The 15783-nt window shown below is 42.0% G+C and carries 20 protein-coding genes and 1 tRNA gene; 10 read left to right on the top strand and 11 right to left on the bottom strand.

What is annotated here, in order from left to right:
- The first annotated feature begins 3 nt into the window (after positions 1-3).
- From J2X69_RS12850 to J2X69_RS12820, 7 genes are all read left to right on the top strand, one after another.
- Complete coding sequence (locus tag J2X69_RS12850; RefSeq protein WP_310103833.1) at positions 4-285, top strand: helix-turn-helix domain-containing protein; 282 nt, start codon at positions 4-6, stop codon at positions 283-285.
- Complete coding sequence (locus tag J2X69_RS12845; RefSeq protein WP_310103831.1) at positions 282-845, top strand: hypothetical protein; 564 nt, start codon at positions 282-284, stop codon at positions 843-845. Before J2X69_RS12850 ends, J2X69_RS12845 begins: the two co-directional genes overlap by 4 nt.
- Before the next feature lie 4 nt (positions 846-849).
- Positions 850-1335: a hypothetical protein gene (locus J2X69_RS12840; RefSeq protein ID WP_310103829.1), complete on the top strand. Its 486-nt coding sequence runs from the start codon at positions 850-852 to the stop codon at positions 1333-1335.
- Complete coding sequence (locus tag J2X69_RS12835) at positions 1325-2059, top strand: hypothetical protein (RefSeq protein ID WP_310103828.1); 735 nt, start codon at positions 1325-1327, stop codon at positions 2057-2059. Before J2X69_RS12840 ends, J2X69_RS12835 begins: the two co-directional genes overlap by 11 nt.
- A 396-nt stretch (positions 2060-2455) precedes the next feature.
- Positions 2456-2722 carry a hypothetical protein gene (locus J2X69_RS12830; protein WP_310103827.1) on the top strand — a complete coding sequence of 89 codons (267 nt, stop codon included), beginning with the start codon at positions 2456-2458 and terminating at the stop codon, positions 2720-2722.
- Between the two features lie 205 nt (positions 2723-2927).
- Positions 2928-3398: a hypothetical protein gene (locus tag J2X69_RS12825; protein WP_310103825.1), complete on the top strand. Its 471-nt coding sequence runs from the start codon at positions 2928-2930 to the stop codon at positions 3396-3398.
- 302 nt (positions 3399-3700) lie between these two features.
- Positions 3701-4333 carry a hypothetical protein gene (locus J2X69_RS12820; protein ID WP_310103824.1) on the top strand — a complete coding sequence of 211 codons (633 nt, stop codon included), beginning with the start codon at positions 3701-3703 and terminating at the stop codon, positions 4331-4333.
- A gap of 132 nt (positions 4334-4465) precedes the next feature.
- On the opposite strand, the gene J2X69_RS12815 is transcribed toward J2X69_RS12820, so the two are convergent.
- From J2X69_RS12815 to J2X69_RS12780, 8 genes are all read right to left on the bottom strand, one after another.
- Positions 4466-4550: transfer RNA gene (locus J2X69_RS12815), tRNA-Ser, on the bottom strand.
- Positions 4551-4673: 123 nt separating this feature from the next.
- Positions 4674-5741, bottom strand: coding sequence for an asparaginase (locus J2X69_RS12810; protein ID WP_310103822.1), 1068 nt, complete (start codon positions 5739-5741; stop codon positions 4674-4676).
- Positions 5738-6514 (bottom strand): TatD family hydrolase, encoded by a 777-nt coding sequence (locus tag J2X69_RS12805; RefSeq protein ID WP_310103820.1) that lies wholly within the window; start codon positions 6512-6514, stop codon positions 5738-5740. The genes J2X69_RS12810 and J2X69_RS12805 overlap by 4 nt, the downstream gene beginning before the upstream one ends.
- An 88-nt stretch (positions 6515-6602) precedes the next feature.
- On the bottom strand, positions 6603-7712 hold the full coding sequence (locus tag J2X69_RS12800; RefSeq protein WP_310103818.1) for a glycosyltransferase: 1110 nt from the start codon (positions 7710-7712) through the stop codon (positions 6603-6605).
- Positions 7709-8335, bottom strand: a complete 627-nt coding sequence (locus J2X69_RS12795) for a polysaccharide deacetylase family protein (protein ID WP_310103816.1) — start codon at positions 8333-8335, stop codon at positions 7709-7711. The genes J2X69_RS12800 and J2X69_RS12795 overlap by 4 nt, the downstream gene beginning before the upstream one ends.
- Before the next feature lies 1 nt (position 8336).
- A complete protein-coding gene (locus J2X69_RS12790) occupies positions 8337-9548 on the bottom strand; it encodes a PP2C family protein-serine/threonine phosphatase (protein WP_310103814.1) in 1212 nt (403 codons plus the stop codon).
- Between the two features lie 2 nt (positions 9549-9550).
- Complete coding sequence (locus J2X69_RS12785) at positions 9551-9802, bottom strand: hypothetical protein (RefSeq protein WP_310103810.1); 252 nt, start codon at positions 9800-9802, stop codon at positions 9551-9553.
- Between the two features lie 3 nt (positions 9803-9805).
- Positions 9806-10927 (bottom strand): glycosyltransferase, encoded by a 1122-nt coding sequence (locus tag J2X69_RS12780; RefSeq protein ID WP_310103808.1) that lies wholly within the window; start codon positions 10925-10927, stop codon positions 9806-9808.
- Between the two features lie 21 nt (positions 10928-10948).
- Here J2X69_RS12780 and ruvC point away from each other — a divergent pair, with 21 nt between their 5' ends.
- Both ruvC and J2X69_RS12770 read left to right on the top strand, forming a co-directional pair.
- Positions 10949-11524 (top strand): crossover junction endodeoxyribonuclease RuvC, encoded by a 576-nt coding sequence (gene ruvC, locus J2X69_RS12775; protein ID WP_310103806.1) that lies wholly within the window; start codon positions 10949-10951, stop codon positions 11522-11524.
- A 221-nt stretch (positions 11525-11745) separates the two neighbouring features.
- Positions 11746-12309: a Crp/Fnr family transcriptional regulator gene (locus J2X69_RS12770; RefSeq protein ID WP_310103804.1), complete on the top strand. Its 564-nt coding sequence runs from the start codon at positions 11746-11748 to the stop codon at positions 12307-12309.
- A 290-nt stretch (positions 12310-12599) separates the two neighbouring features.
- Here the strand turns inward: J2X69_RS12770 and J2X69_RS12765 are convergent, their stop codons facing one another.
- The 3 genes from J2X69_RS12765 to J2X69_RS12755 all read right to left on the bottom strand — a co-directional run bounded on the left by J2X69_RS12765 (position 12600) and on the right by J2X69_RS12755 (position 14223).
- Complete coding sequence (locus tag J2X69_RS12765) at positions 12600-13139, bottom strand: hypothetical protein (protein ID WP_310103802.1); 540 nt, start codon at positions 13137-13139, stop codon at positions 12600-12602.
- Positions 13140-13266: 127 nt separating this feature from the next.
- Entirely contained in the window at positions 13267-13755 is a 489-nt protein-coding gene (locus J2X69_RS12760; RefSeq protein WP_310103800.1) for a hypothetical protein, read from the bottom strand.
- 90 nt (positions 13756-13845) lie between these two features.
- On the bottom strand, positions 13846-14223 hold the full coding sequence (locus J2X69_RS12755) for a hypothetical protein (protein ID WP_310103798.1): 378 nt from the start codon (positions 14221-14223) through the stop codon (positions 13846-13848).
- 93 nt (positions 14224-14316) lie between these two features.
- On the opposite strand from J2X69_RS12755, the gene J2X69_RS12750 reads away from it, so the two are divergent.
- The gene (locus J2X69_RS12750; protein WP_310103796.1) at positions 14317-15777 is read left to right on the top strand and encodes a potassium/proton antiporter; all 1461 of its coding nucleotides are present in this window, start codon (positions 14317-14319) and stop codon (positions 15775-15777) included.
- Positions 15778-15783: the final 6 nt, after the last annotated feature.

Below are 15783 nucleotides of genomic sequence, written 5' to 3'. Positions count from 1 at the left end.
GAAATGAACATTCAAAATCCATTCGCAATCCTCGATGCACGGCTAGCAAACATTGAAGGATTATTGATCGACCTCAAACATCCTGATGCGATCAACTTAGAAAATCAACCAAAATCAATTCTTGACACTGACCAGCTAATGGCGAAGCTGGGTATCACACGTCCAACGCTTTCAAAGTGGAGGAAAGAAGGTCGTATTCCATTTATTCAAGTGGGATCCGTTGTCCGGTATGACCTGGACAAAGTATTGGAGGCTCTGGAAAGCAAAAAGCGAAGATCCAGATGAAACTATTCAATCAGACCTCCGCTAAAGTCTCTTTGGGGAAAAGACAAACCGAAGATACGGATATTTTCAATCCAGTCAACTATCGAGCAATTGGAATAGGTAATTGGTACAAACAGGATTTAGAGCACTATGAACAGCCTTCATTTCCTGTAGGATCAATCCCGGTTCAGTTACAATTGGATCATTGTTTAAAAGCGAAAATCCATGCTGATTTCCTACTCACATTTCAGAATAATGCCGGGTACATGAAGGCATTGACAGGGATCAGAAAAACAATCATGCAGGGTTGGTATTATGGAGATTTGAAATCATTTGCAGACGGCCAGACAATCACAAGTCTTGTATTGATTCAGTTCAGCCCTGACAGGTCTATGTTCAGGCTGTACATGTTTAAATCATACTATCCGGAAGGAAGCAAGCGGATCAACACTATCACAAAGGTGATTCAGGAACTCAACATCACCGGCAATCCTCCTAAACAGGTATTGCAAACAATCAATCAAAGAAGGGAAATCAGGAAACAGGAAACAGTCAGTCAATCTTTCAAAAAAACCAACTGATTCAATGAAACTACCATCAATACAATGGGATCGAAATTCCGCTGAAGCACCACTTAAGCAACTTGTGCGCCTAGTCGAACAGAAACAATATCAAGACAGGCCGTCAATTCCTCCACACGCAAAGAAGAAACCCGTATTCAGGGAGAACAACGCAAACGAATTAACCAAGTCTATCATTGCCTTTTTTGAGGTGATTGGAGGACATGCAGAGCGCATCAACAGTATGGGCAGGCAATTGATTCGGGACGGAAAGCCAGTATGGGTCAAAGGAGCCGGAACGGATGGCACGGCAGACATTTCTGCTACATGGGCAGGTCGAAGCATCAAAATAGAAGTGAAGGCGACAAAGGGCGAAAAACAAAGCGATAAGCAAAAGCAGTATCAGGAACGGATTGAACAGGCTGGAGGGATTTATCTCATTGCACGAAATATGGATGGGTTTATATACATGTTTTTCAAAGCAGTGGAGGTGCGAAGTAATGAAGGATAAGGACAGATTCCTTGATTTTCCAATAGCTTTATTGAAAGGATTCTTGGAAAACCACAACAAATGTCTTGAAAACATCTATTGTTATGCCGTATTCAAGATGGTGTATTCTGAAGAGGCAGTATTCGAGGATATAGAAGAATTTGTCGAATCATACCAGCATAATCACTATGTGGATTGGACAGAACACGTAGAAGTGAGAGGTGAACAATTGTACAATTCGTTTGTATCTGTAAAGCATGTGTGGACAGGCATCCACATAAACACTTTCATGATGTTCTTCCTTAAAGACAGGTCAGAGGCTGATTTGGTTTGTCTGCTGGCATATTTGGGTTTGAAGAGCATTGTACAAAAAGACAAAATCAAGTTCAACATTTCAAATGAATATTTGGTGTCCCGAATGGCGGGTAGCGACAGTATTCTGGCAGATGAAAGCATCCCACCAATAATTCGAAAACACCTAAAGAACAAATCCAAAATAAAAACAAAGCTTTTTGATACATTGGAGAGCAGCTATGGAGTTGTTCGACCATCAGGAAATACAAGAGGCATTGTTTGTTCCCTCACTCTATCCAAAAAGGATCTGGAACTGGAGATCATGAAAAAAAAATATAAGAAATCGAAAGAATATAGAAAGCAGGAAGACCAGTCTGCAAAAGACCAAGCCAAACAGGAGTTTGAAAAATGGAAGAAAACCCAACAAGATACCGATTCAGAAACTCAATGATTTCCAACATAGTATTATCGAATCGAGCGGCTTTTTTTTTCGGAATTAGTCGCTTTTTTTAAACAAATTTTAGGAGAACCTATAAGGCTTTCTTTTTTATCGAACCAAGTGTAGAACCATGCGCTCTTTTTTGGTCGAAGCAATGTCGAACCAAGTGTAGAACCATGCGTCTTTTTTTGGTAGAACCTATAATACGAGTATATAATACAGGTACTTAAATCGGGTATTTAAAACGAATCTATAAATCAAGTATATAAGGCTGGGGGAAAATCGAATTTTCAGGAGGTTTTAGAGGTCAAAAAAATGTCGAACCAAGGTCGAACCTATAAGGAAAAAATCTTTACCTTAAATGCAGACTGTACAGAATAGGATTTCACGCCACCTAAACAATTAGACATGAACGAATCAAACATTCATTCAAATCGTCCTAGATTCTTTGATCCTGATATGGCTGAAGTAGCATCATTTCATCATAGGAGCAAAATTTATGAAAGTCACCTGAAACAAGTCCGGACATTCCTATGGATTGCTTTGGCTGTTTTTTCGGTGCTATTTTATTGGTATGGAGAAGCCAACAGATACACTCATGCCAAGGATCTAATGATTTTGGATACAAAAACTGGGTGGATTTATAATCATAAAGGAGATAGAATAGGTAAATGATTAAGCCAAATGGAAGAGAAAAAAGAACCCAAGAACGAGGTTTCAGATTTGGTGAAAGCAAATATCCGGTTAGACTGGGATATGTTTGACTATATGGAGTCCCTACGAGAGGAATTAAGCAAACCAATTGAACCACCTACCATTCTCATTGATTATTTTGATATTGATGGCATTTGTTAAGGTTAAACGTTGATAAACGACCAGTATGAGAAACCACTTTTTGAGATTTAAGATAGGCCAGACTGTTTGGATCGCTTTAGTTTCCTTTTCTGCGTACTTCATAGTGTTTGAGGTGGAGGCGTTTAAGGCCCCTATGATAGCTGGACTTGTCATCACAGCTTTTATGATTCCAAGATACCTCTACATCTCATCAATAGACTGGATGAAGTGGGAAGATAAAGAAATTGAAAGGCTGATAGATTTATTAAGGGAGCTACTTCTTTGTGGTGCGATATACTTATTAGTTTATCGACTGGAGTGGTGGTTTACAAGAGAACATTACATTCTGTTTGGCGAACCTGAGTTTTTTAAAATGAAGAATTATGATGAAACTAACTACTTTACAGCCAAAGAATTGCACAAAAACTATGGAATTATTGTGGTTGTACTGATTGCAGTAATTGATAATTGGATAGTATTTACTCATAGTCGAAAACTACCTAACAACCTGATTTAAAGTTGTTTTTTGAATTATTAAAACGATTATCTATGAAAGATCAATTTAAATCATTGTGGATCCAAAGGCTGTGAATTTACACTAATTGAACCAGATGAAATGATGGACAGAACTTGCCTATAATTTACATTTAGAAATAAATATAATACAAGACATTCCGCCATCTGCAGGACTATGAGACAAAAAAAGCACTATGTATTTCAATGAGTATTGATTAAATTACATGCATATAATTAGGCAAAAGCCCTGCTAGGATTCGTCCCGGCCGGGCTTTTTTTTGTTTAACTTAAATCCAAGAATTTATGGCTCTTCCATTAATAGCAGCAGCGCTTCCGTCCGTAATTGGTGGCATTTCGAATTTGATAGGAAGTGGGAAAAGAAAAAGAGAGGAAGAAAAAGCCTCTGCAAGCCAGTCCCAACTGGTAGAAATGTTCAAATCACAGTTAGGACAGAGCTACTTTGATTCTGCAGAAGGAATGGGGGCTTCCACTCAGATTCAGCAGAATCAGCAGGACATGAACAATCAAATCAATACTACTGCCAACATCAACGGACTCACGGACGAAGCTAGAATTGCCATGATGGGCAAAAACAACATGGCTACAGCCGGCGCTTATGCCGATCTGAGCAAAGCAGGTGATTTCTGGCGACAGCGTAACATGCAGCAGTATCAAGGAGCACTGGGCGGGCTATTTAACATGGGGCAGCAAAACCGTGCTAATCGAAATCAGTCAATCCAGAATATACTTGGCCCCTTACAACAGGGGATTGACACAGCTAATAGCCTTGGGGCTTTTGAGAATCTGGGCAAAAGAAACCAAGTAGCCGCAGAAACAGGATGGAAGCCAAACAGGAAAATGTCTTCCGAAACCAGTGGCACCCCGGGAGCGGCAGGCGCTATAGCAGATTTATTCAAAAACTACAAACCAGCATAACTGAAACGATATAATATCTCAGCATCCTTTTGATGTTATCATAATCCGCATACAATCGCACCCCAATTTACACCCCTATTAAAAACAAAAACCCTAACCATCAATATTTCAGACAGTTAGGGTTTTATCATGTAGAGAGGAAGGGATTCGAACCCTCGATACCTTGCAGTATACACGCTTTCCAAGCGTGCGCCTTCAGCCACTCGGCCACCTCTCTAGACTGTTTTCCGACTCAATACCCCGAATCGGAGTGCAAAGAAAATTATTATTAATGCCGTTTCCAAATAATACCGGAAAATAGCCGATGAAATTGTGTTTAATCCGGACTATGCATCAGGATTTAAGCACTCATTTCCCCTGCCAAAGGCACTTTCAGCTTCTCTATAATATCTGAATGGTTATTTTCCTGCCCAAGCAAAAACATCAGTTTAGTCACAGCTGCTTCGGTAGTCATATCCGTTCCGCTGATTACACCCACATTCAGCAATTCCTTGCTGGTCTCATAGCGGCCCTGAATCACACGTCCGCCATTGCACTGGGACACATTTAATATAATGATGCCTTTCTTGATCGCTTTCTGCAGGGAACTCATAAACCACTCCTCACTGGGGCTATTTCCGGAACCATAGGTTTCCAAGACAATTGCCTTAAGTCCATTTATATTCAGTGTGGCATCTATCACATTCTGAGTGATTCCTGGAAACAACTTAAGTATCAACACATTATTGTCCAATGAATTTCTATTCACCAATTTCTTATGGGTTTCTAAGGGACGAATAGCCTGAGTATTGTAATCAATCACGATTCCAGACTCAGCCAGTGGGGGATAATTTTCTGATTCAAAGGCATCAAAATGTACACTTTGCACTTTTTTGGATCGATTTCCCCGAAGCAAAAGGTGGTTGAAGAATATACAGACCTCGGGCACTATAGGCTCTCCATTGATTTTTGCTGTGGCTATTTCTAATGAGGTCATCAGGTTTTCACGTGCATCGGATCTCATCGCGGATATTGGCAACTGAGCTCCTGTGAATATCACAGGTTTGTTAAGTCCCTGAAGCATATAGCTGAGCATAGAAGCCGAATACGCCATGGTATCTGTACCATGCAGTACAACGAACCCATCATAACTGTCGTAATTCTCATAGATAATATAGGCCATGTCTTTCCAATGACTCATAGTGACATTGGATGAATCAATCGGCTCAGGAAATGAAATCACCGTAATGGCAATATCCATGGTATAAAGAATCGGGATTTTCTCGAGAATCTGGCCAAAATTGAACGGCACAAGTGCACCGCTGTCATCGTAGGCCATCCCTAAGGTTCCTCCTGTATATATGATAAGCACCGAAGAAGTTTTACTGGTGCGAAGTGCCGTATTTAATCGTACTATTTTATAATTCATGATCCAATCTCACGGAATAGGTTAAGGGCGTTTTGTTTTGTTTTGAGAGCAACTTCCTCCTTCGTAATCTGAAGGTAATCTCCGATTTTCTCTGCAATAATCGGCAAATAGGCCGGAGAGTTCCTTTTTCCCCTAAATGGTACCGGAGAAAGATATGGTGCATCTGTCTCTAACACCAAATGATCAAGGCCAATCTCAGGAATAACCTGATCCAATCCGCCGTTTTTATAAGTGGCTACTCCACCGATCCCAAGCAGAAAACCCATGTCAATAATCTTCCTGGCCTGATCGGCTGTTCCGGTAAAGCAATGAAAGATTCCTTTCAATTTACCGTCATGCTCTTCCTTCACTATCGCTATGGTCTCATCCATAGAATCTCTACAATGTAGTACTATAGGCAAATCTCTCTGTTTCGCCCAATTGATCTGGACCTTTAAGGCTTCTTTCTGCTGCTCAAAAAACGTCTTATCCCAATACAAATCCAGTCCGATTTCTCCCACAGCGGCAAACTGACGCTTATTCAGCCAGTCTTCCATAATAGCCAGCTGCTCATGAAAATCCTCCTTCACATCACAGGGATGCAACCCCATCATTGGAATGCATAAGTCAGGGTATTTCTCCTCGCAAGCCAGCATTGCTTCTATGGTCTCCACATCCACATTGGGCATATAAACCCGCTCTACACCCGCATCTCTGATAGCCTGAATCACCTGATCCCGATCGGAATCAAACTTGGAAGAATAAATATGTGCGTGGGTCTCTATGTAATTCATATGATTATAATTTATCTTTTAAAGGCCATATGGAATCTCGCATATATTATATCATCCCAGTGTGTGACCCTTTGAGTCATGCTCGATTTCATGGGTATATTCTGGATTTCCATTTCGTATTGGAAGGCCAAAAATAGTAAAGAATAGTAAGGACGGTAGTATGAAGATTATAAAAATCGAAAAGCAGAAGAGATAAGCCGTTGATTTTCATGCCTGCTTTACGGGAAAATAATCTTAAAAACATACCCTGCAGTAGCATTTTGATTAATCCCAATAGCAAGCCAATAGCCGGAGACAGTACTATTAAGCCAATAAGACCAACAAAATACACAGCCTGAAGCCCCAAAATCAACTTCCAATAAAAAGGTAAGGTCATCACTCCGCTCATCCAGCGTTTTCGCTGATCCAGTAGATCTGAGAAATTTGCCTCGGGCTTTGTACTTGCGAGCATCCCCATACTCACCTTATGGGCAATGGTGAATCCTTCACGCTGAATGGATCTGGAAATTTCAAGGTCTTCGGTGAGGCAAAAAGGTATGTTTTTAAAACCGCCCGATTGTTCATAGGCCTCTCTGCTGATCACCATATTATTCCCCAGCCCGGTAGTATGGACACCCAAGTCAGTTGCCACTTTGACAAATCCCAAGGTCAACCACCAGTCAATCTCTTGAAATCTTTCCATCAATTGATTCGCTTTCACCTGCGTAATCCCGATCACCAAGCCCACATTTCCTATAAAGGCATCAACGCCCTCACTGACCCAACCCGGATTTACTTCGCAGTCTGCATCTGTAAAAAAGTAATAGTTGCCTGTAGCCTTTTCTCCCAAAATCGCCAAAGCATTTGCCTTGCCGTTTTTATTGAAAATCCCACTTTCAGAAGATGTAATAGAGATTAGTATCCGATTTACACCCTCCCCACACCAATCCTTCAAGATCTCCGCGGTGCGATCAGTACTCTGATCATCCGCAAATAGAAATTGCATCCTCTCAGACGGATAATCCAGCAGCTCAAAGGATTTTAATAAATTACAAATATCTTTTTCCTCATTTCTGGCTGCTACGAGGATGGATACAGCAGGAAGATCCGAAGAAAGGTCATGCTTATGGTTTTTCCAGAAAAATTTAATTCGAAGTATCGCAACAACAAACTGAATCAGAATCAGCCCCACTATCCCGATGCAAAACCAGAATATCATAACACTGCTGTTTTCCAGCCCATTTCCTGAATATAGTCAAGGTATGGTGGTAAAATCTTCGGCAGCACTTCCTTGGTCTTCAACTGATCATGAAACACCGCGATAGAACCTGATTTTGTATGTTTTTTAGCTTTTCCCAAAACCACTTCTGACCTCAAGCGGAGGTCATAATCACCCGAAAGCATACTCCACATTACCACCTGATGGAATCTGGAAACCTCCACAGCCTGACTGGATCTGATCAATCCGTAGGGAGGTCTAAATAATTTTGTTTTGACCCCCAACACATCCCAAAGCACTTGATCACACAACTCAATATTATTTAAGTAGGCAGAATCTTCAGTCTTCCAGCCATTCAGATGGTTGAACGTATGATTGCCGACCCCATGGCCTTCACTGAGTATTTCCCGAGCTAGCCCGGGGTTCTTCCGTACATTATCCCCTACCACAAAAAAAGTGGCTTTCTGATTTCTTTTGGCCAGTTCTTCCAATGCATAATCTGTAACTCCGGGTACGGGACCGTCGTCAAAAGTCAGGTAAACGGTGTTTTCTCCCGCAGCTTTAGCCCAAAGTCTTTTGGGGAAAAACCACTGAAAAAGAACGGGCACAGTATGCAAAACCATGTTATTGAAACCTTAAACTCAACAGAGTCAGATCATCACGCAGAGGCACATTCTTCGAAAACTCATTGATTTTTTTCAAGAATTTCCGATGAAATTCATCTGGATCTAAGCGGAAATGCTTGTCTATAAATTTCTCCAGACGTTCCTCTCCGTACTCTTCTTCGAAGGGGTTCATGGCTTCCGTAAGTCCATCGGTATAGAGATGCAGTGCAAAATCCCCGAGGTGTTCACGCTTACCAATCTCCAAAAACGGTAGTTCATCGAAAGCCCCCAGAATAGTGGTTCCGGCATGCAGTCTTTCGCATTTCTTGGCTTCTTCACGACATAGCAATGGAGGATTGTGCCCAGCGTTCACATACTTGAGTTCTCTGGTTCTGAAATTGAAATGCCCCAGAAAAAAGGTAATGAATCGCTCCCCGTGTGTGTTTTCATACAAGGTGTAATTCAGCTGTTTCACGATCATTTCAAGATCTGCATCACTACGCAAAAGTGTCCTCAATGCCGCTTGGAAATTTGACATCAGCAAAGCCGCAGAAATCCCCTTGCCCGATACATCGGCGATACAGAAGTAAACTTCATCTTTGGACTTGCGGATGAGATCGTAATAATCCCCCCCCACCATACTATGAGGCAGGTAGGTCACCTTTGCCTTCAGTTCTTTGTCCATAGGAAGTTCCGCCGGAAAAAGCATTTGCTGTACCTGTGACGCAATAGCGACTTCCCTGTTTAAGATTTCCTGCTCCAGTTGCTTTCTGGCAAAGCGCTTATTCTCCAGTGCCACCACAAGAATATTTGTCAATGCCTGGGTGAAGTTCAGGTCTAATTCCAAACTTTGATCCTTTCTCCTCAAAAAGAGAATCGCAAGCATCTTATCCTTATGATAAACAGGCAGGTACGTCTCAAGTTCTTCAAAAGAATATTCTTCCTCCAATTCCAACCGTAGTTCTCCTGTGGATTTCTCATCTACCACCTGACCGGCCGAAATCAACATCGGGACATTCCCCTTCACCCCATGTGAGATTTTATTCTCAAACGCCCCTTCCTTCGCCACATAAAGTATCAACGATTTGATATTTAGGTGTACCAAGCAGGTAAACTTGAAAATATTGAGCAACACCGCTTCAGACTGATTTTCATTAATCGCCTGGGTGATCTCCAGCAGAGATTTTAGCTGCAGTTCCTTACGCTGGAATTTATGTGTTTCTGTGGTCAATTTTAAAGTGTATTATGCGCCATAAGGCCATTTTTCGTTGCCAGAAAATATAAGCCCTTACCTTCTTTCATGATGTCTACAGCTCCAAACCTCTCTGTATCCGGATCATCCAGACATTTGATATACCCCTGAGAAAAAAGAGATTGCAACGTCTTCAGCAACAATTCCTCCTCCCAGTCCAGGGTTTCTGCCAGGTATCCGTAGGGCTGTACGAAATAAAGTTCGTCCATCAAGTCAAATTCCTCTTCGTTCATGATTCAATTTTCAGATTCTAAATTAACACTTCTCAAGTTCCCCCTGCCTTTCCAAGTGAATTTTCCGCCCAATGCTCCTATCCCAACCCATAAGACATAGAACGGATGTACAAATGAAGTCAGTAGTAGAGAAAAATTATCCTGTTGATCGCCTAAAATTTTACCCAGACTGATCTTTTCTGCTATTACTTTCAAAAGCCAAACGAATCCAAAGGCCAAAATCCCCTTTCCTCCCAAAAAGACCAAGAAAAAACTTCCTATCCATGTCAATTGCACAATGAACACTCCTATGGCGGACATGGCGTGCAAAAGAGAAGAATGGGCCTTCCACTTACTTGCCCAGCGCATGCGCTGATTGATCAAAGCCTGCCAAGTAGGCTCCGGGTTTGTCTTGACCAAGGATTCTGATGAGGATAGATAGCTACAGGCTCCCCTGCCATAAAGCTTGTGGATTTTTTTCAGAAGAAACTCATCGTCTCCTGACGCAAATTCCCGATTCCCTTCGTATCCCCTTACTTTCTCGAAAGCCTCTTTTCTGTACGCCAGATTTGCCCCACTACACATCAACGGCTCATTTGTGGCAAAAGAGTAATTAGTCAGCAGCAGAATACTTGCCCAGTCTAAAGACTGAAATATATCCAAAAATTTATCCTTTCTCTCTACCATCACAGCTCCTGCCACTAGTTGAGTTTTGTAATCCCGAAATGGAGAAACCATCCTTTCAATCCATAATTCCGGAAATCCGCAATCTGCGTCAGTGCACAGGATTATTTCACCGGAGGCCATCTTCACACCATATTCCAAAGCGCCTTTCTTCCCTAGATCCGGACTTTGAAGGATTTTCACATTCGATAGTTTCTCGACTCCCTCTTTCAAAAGTTGAAACGAACCGTCCTCAGAGTGATCGTCTACCGGCAGTATCTCAAGATCCGGATATCGAAGCTTCTTTAGATTTCGAATCAAATTGGGAATATTCCCTCTCTCATTCCGAAAAGGGATAAGGAGTGTAACTTTAGGACAAAATGGCTGAGGTATAGGAAAATCCTCGCCTTTTACCCAAAATCTGCTCATCCACCACAGTAATGTGAAGTAACTCATAGACCAGATCAGATAAAAACTTAGCATGTTTTGGGCTAACTTGCGGAGGTGAGCAAAGAACAAGAAAAAGCCCCAAAGGAAAAAATCATCCTAGGTATAGATCCCGGCACCAACGTGATGGGGTATGGGGTGATTATGACAGAGGGCAAAAAGTACAAACTACTTCAATATGGCGTAATTCATCTAAGAAAGTATGAATCGCATGAATTGAAACTCAAGAAGATTTTTGAGCGAATCACCGGGATTCTAGAGGAATTTATGCCTGACAGTGTGGCCTTGGAAGCTCCCTTTTTTGGGGTGAATGTGCAGTCCATGCTCAAGCTCGGTCGTGCGCAAGGGGTAGCGATGGCGGCGGCTTTGGCAAGAGACATACCTATCACCGAATACTCTCCAAAAAAAGTAAAGCAGTCTGTAACCGGAAATGGGAATGCATCCAAAGAGCAGGTTGCCGCTATGCTCCTGACACTTTTCAATCTGACAGAGCTCCCAAAAATGCTGGATGCATCGGATGCATTGGCGGTAGCGCTTTGCCATCATTTCCACGAAGGCAGAATCCAGACAAAGGGCAGAAATGCAGGATGGAAATCATTTATAGAAGAGAATCCTGATCGACTGAAAAAGTAAAAGAGACTGACTAGTAAAAACCGGTGCGGCTACCATCACCACAAATTTTCTCAAAAAAATCTTTAGTAGAATGGTGTTGAATTGATCGATTTAAAGGTGTAAAGCTGAGATATTTCAAATGTAACGCTACGTCTTAAAATGCTTCTTTTTAAATTAACTGTACTAAATTATAGGCGATCATTAGTTAAGGCCAACCACTACAACTTTTTAGTAACGGACAAATGGAAAATTTCTCAAGCCTACTCAACAAATTCCCCGCTACAAGTGATGAAGCGAAGCGGGCTTTTGCAAGTCATCTTGAGGAATTTGAAGTAGACAAGGGCTTTCTCCTCGAAAAAGAAGGGCAAGTAAGCGACTATTTGTATTTCGTAGCTGTAGGATCGGCGAGGAGTTATTACATCAGAGACAACAGGGACATCACGGTATCCTTTACGCTAGATGAAGAATTTGTAACGGCCATGCACTCATTTATCACCAGAAAACCTTCGTACGAGAACATCGAAACGATGGAAAAAAGTACCGTATTCAAAATATCTTACGAAAGCCTTCAAGCCTGCTTTATAGACTATCCGGAGCTGGAGCGGGCCTATAGAATGATACTGGAGCGATACTATATCGTGCTTGAAGAGCATCAGATTTTCAACAAATTCAAGACAGCGAAGGAAAGATACCTCGAACTGATGCAATACCGACCGAAGGTGATACACAAAGCATCTGTAGGCCAGATCGCATCTTTTCTGGATATGACTATAGAAACACTCAGTCGAATCCGGGCAAGAATCTGAAACAGAGCTACGTCATGAAAACTCCTGCGGCAAAGCATCGGAACAATTACTTCCCAAAATAATCAGAACCTAAATCGCTATAAAATCCCCTTGCCCCCTTGCATGGTTGATTTTTCCAGACCAAATCATTAATCCAAGGGGGAATTCGCAGATTTTGTCACTAGACTCTTGTTTCTAGATTCTTGATTCTTTGATCTTAATGTAAAGAGATTGCTTCTTCGCTTTCCAATTGATCGGGACAGGCAATACCTCGCTTATCCCAATGACGGCCCTTTCACAATTCTAGGATCTTAAGACCCACTTCCCTTAAACTGATCTTCCTTGTAAGCAAAAAGCACATTGAAAGTAGTCAGTGAACCATAGCATCGGGTAATATACTGCTGAAGCCCAATTCGATCCTCATCGTCCAATTTCGGATGGTTATTGATATTTTGCTCCAATACCCGGAGCTTCTCACGAACCATTACAATCTTGTGAAAGAAAGTAGCCATCGGGATTTCCTTGGATTGCAGTGTGGCATCATTGGGCTCGAAGACCACCGTTCCGCCCATCCATTTCCCACCAAGAGGCACGATGGGCGCCCTCTCAGAGGTTTGAATCAAAGCCTCCCTAATTGCCTTTTCCACGTCCTTCATAGTGAGCATGGGAAAGTCCGGAACTTTTGCCTCGTTCACAGTAAACCCCTCATAATCCCTTGCCAGGGTTTTGACTTCTTTGGTGGTGTAAAAATAGATTTTGTAATACGTCTCATCTACAGATAGGATCATTCCGGTCCCGAACTTTGGATGAATCAATTTGCTCCCGGGAGCCAGTTCGCTTGCTTGTGCCATTTTAGAAAAAAGATTTATACAGCCAAAATAAAGATTTTTATCAAAAGAGAATTAACAGAATAGGAATAGAAAACTACGTTAAAAAGAAAAAGAGGCTGTCCCTACTTAAAGACAACCTCTTTTTACACTATTTTTTCAGTTCATTTATTTTCTTGGACCATTCCTGGGCCAGTTCCCACTCGTTGATCATATAATCACTTTTGTCCTCGTCATAGAGTTCGATCTCAAAAGGTTTATTCAGTTCATTAAACTGATCCAGCACCAGGCTTACCTTTTTGATAATCTGCCGCTTCTCCTTACCTTCTTTCGCTTCTCGGAAATCTCTGTTAGGTTTACATAGTCGGATTTGGGATAGGTCTATTTTCTGAACCTCATTATCAGTTTCCAGCAAATTCAGAAACAGCAGCCGATTATTTTCCTGATCCAATCCCAAGCAATATGCTTCCCGCCAGGTTTCAAAATCACTTGATTTTAGATGGTCTGCCTGCGTCTCTTTTCTGAGCCGCTCCTTCAGCAGATTGCCTTTGTTTTTCTGTTTGAAATGATTAAGAATTAATGGTAGGCAAACCATTCCGGTCAATGTGACCGTTAAGATTATTAATGTTAGTTCACTCATTAGTATATATTGATAAAATGGAATATCAGTCCTGCCCGACTTAATGAAGCCGGTAGGATCTAGCAATGTCACGTTGAATTGCGCTCCGTTTTACCAGAAATAATGAAAAGGGAAGACGATTTTAGTAGCTGTCAAAGCTCCCCAAATCGGAGTATTTGAAAAAAATGGATTTAGAACTTCTTCTCTGGAAAATCTAAATGAAGGCTTATACACAGATGAAAAAAGAACTGCCCAATGCCCTGTTCCCGAAAGCAGATTTTGCCGGGATTCCGGGGAATTAACGCTATACCATTCAGGATTGACAAAATGCCGGAATTCAGAATAACCGGTATCACCCTTCGATATGCTGTAATGGCTACCGTCGATTACTTCACTCGTCAATACCCCGTCACCGGATCCTGCAGCAGGTAAAACAACCCACAGCAAGAGATAGTAGAAAAGGTAAATAAGCGAATTAAGTTTTTTCATTCTATTTTACGGAAAGCCGGCGCTCCACTATACGAATCCGGCACAAAAGTAAATGAATCTTTTCTTAATTTTGATCTATTCCATATCAAACCTATGTCTGTCACTGCCGAAAATATACTTTTAATCAGCTCACTTTTATTATTGGCAGGAGTACTAGCCAGTAAGACCGCCGGCAAAACAGGCATTCCCATGCTCTTGATATTCTTGGGAGTAGGAATGCTGGCAGGATCAGATGGACTCGGCGGAATCCGGTTTGACAATCCCGCCATCGCCCAATTCCTGGGTATCATCGCGTTGACCTACATCCTCTATTCCGGGGGTCTTGACACCAAGTGGCCAAGCATTAAGCCTGTTCTTAAGCCTGGTATATCACTTTCCACACTTGGGGTTTTGATAACAAGTTTTTCCCTCGGTGGCTTTGTTTATTGGATCACAGAACTCACTTTTCTCGAGAGCTTACTTCTCGGTTCTATTGTGTCCTCCACAGATGCAGCAGCCGTTTTCTCTGTCTTGAGGGCAAAAAGTATAGGGTTGAAAGGCAATCTCCGTCCTCTCTTAGAGCTGGAAAGCGGAAGCAATGACCCAATGGCATATTTCCTTACTGTCTCAGTCTTAGGACTGATCACCTTGGAGACAGGATCCATCTGGGAAATCATTCCATTGTTCCTTATCCAAATGGTGGTAGGCGGTTTGTTGGGCTGGTTATTTGGAAGACTGACTGTCTTGCTCACCAATAAAGCCCGACTGGACTTTGAGGGGCTCTATCCGGTGATGCTTCTGGCACTCGTTCTCATCACGTACACCGTGGTGGATCTGCTGAAAGGCAACGGATTTCTAGCTGTTTACATCAGTGCAATCACTGTGGGGAATGGAAAAATGGCGCATAAAAAGAGTCTGATGAAGTTTTTTGACGGGATAGCCTGGCTTATGCAAGTGGTTATGTTCATCGCATTGGGATTGCTGGTATTTCCAAAACAGCTCATACCTGTATCAGGAGTTGCCATCTTGGCGGCTTTGTTTTTGATCTTTATTGCCCGCCCTTTAGGGGTGTTTATTTCACTCTCCTTTTTCAAATTCAAGCTTCGCGAAAAAACATTTATCTCCTGGGTTGGATTGAGGGGAGCGGTTCCTATTGTGTTCGCGACGTTGCCATTGATTAAAAACATAGAAATGTCTTCTGTGATATTCCACATTGTCTTTTTCATTGTGCTTGCCTCAGTTGCTATCCAAGCCACCACGCTTCCCTTAGCAGCAAAGCTCCTGCATCTTTCCCTGCCCGCCTCACTGAAAAAACGCTCTATGCTCGATATTGAGCTTTCTGAAGACTTCAAAAATGCAATTCTGGAAATCCAACTCCCTAAAAACAGCCCGATTAACGGGAAGAAAATTCTGGAACTAGGTTTCCCTCACACTTCACTTATCGTGCTTGTCAAAAGAAACGGCAAATTCATCACACCGAGTGGTCAAACCACATTGGAAGACGGAGATGAACTGATGATTATGACTGAAAATGACAGAGAAGAGGATCAGATTAAAAGGTTGCTTCAGCTCTAGACCATA

Source organism: Algoriphagus sp. 4150, assembly GCF_031457395.1.
Taxonomy (GTDB): domain Bacteria; phylum Bacteroidota; class Bacteroidia; order Cytophagales; family Cyclobacteriaceae; genus Algoriphagus.
The sequence above is the reverse complement of the archived record's forward strand: the minus strand, read 5'-3'. Positions and strand labels throughout refer to the sequence as shown.